Annotated in this window: 2 protein-coding genes; one reads left to right on the plus strand and one right to left on the minus strand. The window is 73.5% G+C overall.

Annotated elements, in window-relative coordinates; translation table 11 throughout:
* Positions 1 to 67: 67 nt before the first annotated feature.
* Complete coding sequence (locus G3I40_RS26545; RefSeq protein ID WP_164304684.1) at positions 68 to 1297, minus strand: serine hydrolase domain-containing protein; 1230 nt, start codon at positions 1295 to 1297, stop codon at positions 68 to 70.
* A gap of 214 nt (positions 1298 to 1511) precedes the next feature.
* Between G3I40_RS26545 and G3I40_RS26550 the strand changes: the two genes are divergently transcribed.
* Positions 1512 to 2771: an FAD-binding protein gene (locus G3I40_RS26550; RefSeq protein ID WP_164304685.1), complete on the plus strand. Its 1260-nt coding sequence runs from the start codon at positions 1512 to 1514 to the stop codon at positions 2769 to 2771.
* Positions 2772 to 3106: the final 335 nt, after the last annotated feature.

Here is a 3106-nt window from a genome sequence, read left to right on the forward strand (position 1 = left end):
CGGGCGCCGAGGCCCGGCGCCGCGGGGGTGGCGGCTCCCCCGCGGCGCCTGCGCCCCGGCCCGGGAGTCAGTCCTCGATGGCCTGGTACAGGGTCGTCCAGAAGTCGTGCATCAGCCGGATCGGGTCCGGCACCGACGAGCCGACCTGGGTCAGCAGGATTCCGGTCACGCCGGTGGTCGGGTCCGCGTAGGTCGAGGTGCCGCTGCCGCCGTCCCAGCCGAACTGGCCGACGGGCGCGTAGTCGCCCTTGTACGTGCGCACCGCCATCCCGAAGCCCCAACCGCCGTGCTGCCCCTGCCCGAAGGAGATGTGCACGTTGTCCACGGCCTGGGCGGTGCGGGCGGCCAGTTGCTCGGGCCGCAGGCGGTTGGTGGTCATCAGCTCGACGGCCGCCCGGGACAGGATGCGCTCGCCGCCGTGCAGGCCGCCGTTGAGCAGCATCCGGAAGTAGGCGTGGTAGTCGTCGGCGGTGGAGTTCAGGCCGCCGCCCCCGCCGGGGAACGCCGGGGGCGCACTGTGGCGGCCGCCCTCCGCCTCGTCCCACACCTGGAAGTCGCCGGTCGCCGGGTCGGGTGCGTACAGCGGTGGCAGGCGGTGCAGTTGGTCGGCCGGTACGTGGAAACCGGTGTCCTTCATCCCCAGCGGCTCGAAGACGCGCTCGCGCAGGAACGCGTCGTACGGCTGGCCCGTGACCCGGGAGACGAGCACGCCGAGGAGGTCGCTGGCGATCTGGTACTGCCAGCGCTCGCCGGGCTGGTACATCAGCGGCAGCTCGCCCAGGCGGCGCATCCATTCGTCCGGTTCGGGCATCGGCGTCGGCAGGTTGGGCGTGATCCCCTTCTCGAAGACCGCGCCCATGATCGGGGTCCCGATCACCGTCATATCCATGCCGAGTCCGAACGTGGAGGTCAGCACGTCCCGCACGGTGATCGGCCGCTTCGCGGGCACGGTCTCGTCGATCGGCGCGTCGATCCGCTTCAGCACCTGCCGGTCGGCGAGTTCGGGCAGCCACTCCTCCACCGTGTCGTCGAGGCGCAGCCGGCACTCGTCGAGCAGGACCATCGCCGCGGCGACCGAGACCGGCTTGGAGGTGGAGGCCATGCGGAAGAGCGTGTCGCGGCGCATCGGGTCGCCGCCGTCGTGCCGCGTCGTCCCGAGCACGTCCACGTGCGTCTCGTCACCCCTGCTGAACAGGGCGACGACGCCGGGAATCCGCCCGGAGTCGACGTGTCGTGCCAGCGCGTCGTGGACCTTGCTCAGGCCTTTTTTGGAGAAACCTGCGGTGCCCTGCTCCATGATGAATCCCCCTGTGTCCCGGTAGCGCCTCCGCTGCACGGCTGCCCGAAGCTACCGCGCGTCCAGGGCGCGATCAACGGTCGGGGACGGAGCGCGGCCCGGCGGTGTGCGGCCCCGCGAACAGCCCACGCCCCACCGGCAGTCGGCTCACGCCCGCCCGCCCGTGATCCAATCGGCGGGACGACCGCGCCCGCCCGCAGAGAGGCAGTCCCCCGTGCCCGACGTCCCGCCCGCGGCCCCCACCAACTGGGCCCGCAACATCACCTTCTCCGCCGCCGAGGTGCACCGCCCGTCCACCGTCGGCGCCCTGCGGGAGCTCGTCGCCGACAGCGCGCACATACGCGTCCTCGGCAGCGGCCACTCGTTCAACCGCATCGCCGACGTGGACGCCGGCCGGTCCGGCGTCCTCATCTCGCTCGCCGCGCTGCCGGGCGGCATCGAGGTCGACCCGGCCGCGCGCACGGTCCGGGTGGGCGGCGGCGTCCGGTACGCCGAACTGGCCGAGGCCCTGGACGCGCGGGGCCTCGCCCTGCCCAACATGGCGTCGCTGCCGCACATCTCGGTCGCCGGGTCCGTGGCGACGGGCACGCACGGCTCCGGGAACGGCAACCGGTCGCTGGCCGAGTCGGTGCGCGCCGTGGAGCTGCTCACCGCCGACGGCGGGACGGTGACGCTCGCGCGCGGTGACGCCGGGTTCGACGGCGCCGTGGTCTCGCTGGGGGCGCTCGGCGTCGTTCTCTCGCTCACCCTCGACGTCGAGCCCGCCTACCACGTGACCCAGCACGTCTTCCGCGAACTCCCCTTCCAGGGACTCGACTTCGCGGCCGTCTCCGCCGCGGCGTACAGCGTGAGCCTCTTCACGGACTGGCGGGCGCCGCGGTTCTTCCAGGTGTGGGTCAAGCAGCGGATGCCCGCGCCCGTGGACTTCCCCTGGGCCGAGCCGGCCGTCGTGGCGCAGCACCCGGTGCCCGGCATGTCCGCCGTCCACTGCACCGAGCAGTTGGGCGTGCCGGGGCCCTGGCACCACCGACTGCCGCACTTCCGGGCCGAGTTCACACCCAGCAGCGGCGACGAGCTCCAGTCGGAGTACCTGCTGCCGCGCGCGCACGCCGTGGCCGCCCTGGAGGCGCTCGACGCGGTGCGGGAGCGGATCGCGCCGGTGCTCCAGGTGTGCGAGGTGCGGACCGTCGCCGCCGACCGCCAGTGGCTGAGCCCGGCGTCCGGCCGGGAGACGGTCGCCTTCCACTTCACGTGGGTGGCGGACACGGCGCGGGTGCTGCCGGTGGTGTCGCTCGTCGAGGAGCGGCTGCGCGCGTTCGATCCGCGCCCGCACTGGGGGAAGGTCTTCACCGTCGATCCGGGCCGGGTCGCCGCCGGGTATGCGCACGCCGCCGACTTCGCCGCGCTCGCCGAACGCCTCGACCCTGAAGGCAAGTTCAGCAACGCGTTCGTCCGGGCGCTGCTCCCCCGCTGAGCCGCCCCCGCCTCCGGTCGGGCCAGGACTTTCGTGCCGCGCCTTGGACGCGCTGCCAGGACTTTCGCGTCTCCTGTTGGACTTTCGCCGGTGCTTTCGCCAACCCCTTGAAGAAGTCTTCGCGGCCGCCCTAGCCTGACGCGGCAGGAGGGGCGAACACCGTGAAAGGGGGCAGCAGGCGCGCACCCTGATGGAACTCGACCCCGATTCCCCGTTCCTCGTCCCCGACGACCGGACCGCCACGACCACCGCGCCGGGCCGCGCCCCCGAGGGGCGCCGCGGCCTCTCGACACCGTCCGCGCGACGGCCCGTCGTCCCGGCACGGCCGCCGCCGA

It is taken from the genome of Streptomyces sp. SID14478, from assembly GCF_010548525.1.
In the GTDB taxonomy this organism is placed as follows: domain Bacteria; phylum Actinomycetota; class Actinomycetes; order Streptomycetales; family Streptomycetaceae; genus Streptomyces.

Excerpts from the sequence above, each read along its gene's own strand:
- G3I40_RS26545 (WP_164304684.1), bottom strand. The coding sequence starts at position 1,297 with ATGGAGCAGGGCACCGCAGGTTTCTCCAAAAAAGGCCTGAGCAAGGTC.